This is a genomic window from Alcanivorax sp. HI0044 (assembly GCF_001634945.1).
The window spans coordinates 1-902 of record NZ_LWEZ01000176.1; the positions used below are offsets into that span (position 1 = coordinate 1).

Below are 902 nucleotides of genomic sequence, written 5' to 3' on the forward strand. Positions count from 1 at the left end.
TGCTGACCGCGCACCCCACCGAGGTCACTCGTCGCACCCTGATTCGCAAGTATGACCAGATGGCTGATCTGCTCAGTGAGCTGGACCGTTCCGATCTTAATGATGACGAGCGCCAGTTGCGCCGTGAACGGCTGCGCCGGGTGATCCTGGCGGCCTGGTGCACCGATGAAATCCGCCGTGAAAAGCCCACCCCGGTGGACGAAGCCAAATGGGGCTTTGCCACCATTGAGCAATCCCTGTGGCAGGCCGTACCGGATGTCTTACGCCGGCTGGAAGCGCAGCTGGCCGAGCAGGGCCTGCCCGCGCCGCCAGCAGACTGGGCGCCGGTGAAGCTGGCCTCATGGATGGGCGGTGACCGGGACGGCAACCCCAACGTCACCGCCCCGGTGACCCGCGAAGTGTTGCTGCTGGCGCGCTGGATGGCGGCGGATCTGTACCTGCGGGATGTGGAGAATTTGCTGGCGGACTTGTCCATGAAAGCCGCCAGTGAGGAACTGCTGGCCGCCACGGGCCCCACCCACGAACCGTACCGGGTGTTGTTGCGCGATGTGCGCAGCCGCCTGCGCCTGACCCGTCGCCAAATGGAAGCGCAGGTGGAAGGCTTGCCGGTGCCGGAGGGGGACGCGTACCTGCGCCGCGAAGAACTGATGGCGCCGCTGCAGATGCTGGATCGCTCGTTACGCGCCGTGGGGTTGAGCGATATCGCCGACGGTGATTTGAAGAACACCCTGCGCCGCCTGAACTGCTTCGGGATTACCCTGTTGCGGCTGGATATCCGCCAGGAATCCACCCGCCACAGTGAGGTGCTGAATGCGATTACCCGCTATCTGCAGCTTGGCAGTTACAACGACTGGGATGAAGCGGCCCGCCAGGCGTTTCTGGTAGAGGAACTGCAGGCGCGC

The 902-nt window shown here is 64.5% G+C and carries 1 protein-coding gene; it reads left to right on the plus strand.

Annotated features, from left to right (window positions below; translation table 11 throughout):
* Positions 1-902 (plus strand): phosphoenolpyruvate carboxylase (locus A3730_RS02105; RefSeq protein WP_156500801.1); only part of this gene is annotated, 902 nt, incomplete at both ends.